Here is a 521-nt window from a genome sequence, read left to right as displayed (position 1 = left end):
TTAAGAAAAACAACAATCGCTGGAACACCAACCTGACGGGCAAGAAGAATATGCTCACGTGTTTGAGGCATCGGACCATCAGCAGCTGAAACAACCAAAATCGCACCATCCATTTGCGCCGCGCCCGTGATCATGTTCTTCACATAATCCGCGTGACCTGGACAATCAACATGTGCATAATGCCGCTTCTCTGTTTCATATTCAACATGCGCTGTAGAAATAGTAATTCCACGTGCACGCTCCTCAGGCGCTGCATCAATTTGGTCATAGGCCTTAAATTCACCAAAATATTTCGTAATCGCTGCTGTCAACGAGGTCTTCCCATGGTCAACGTGACCAATCGTACCAATATTAACATGCGGCTTCGTACGTTCAAATTTGCTCTTCGCCATCGCTGCCAATCTCTTAGTTTTGTTAGCACCTGGAAACAGGCCTGCAGAACTGAATTAAATCAGACTGATAGGTCACCCCGGCCATTATATCTCTTAGATGGAAATATTCTCCCATCACTCTCACTCAAC

At 45.7% G+C, this 521-nt stretch carries 1 protein-coding gene; it reads right to left on the bottom strand.

What is annotated here, in order from left to right; translation table 11 throughout:
- The coding region (locus ACFINO_RS11630) for a GTP-binding protein (protein WP_375656010.1) at window positions 1–392 on the bottom strand (392 nt) is incomplete at its 3' end.
- Window positions 393–521 lie beyond the last annotated feature (129 nt).

The sequence above is a fragment of the Bartonella sp. AA83SXKL genome (assembly GCF_042196965.1).
Taxonomy (GTDB): Bacteria; Pseudomonadota; Alphaproteobacteria; order Rhizobiales; family Rhizobiaceae; genus Bartonella.
This window is presented reverse-complemented; position numbering and strand designations above follow the sequence as displayed.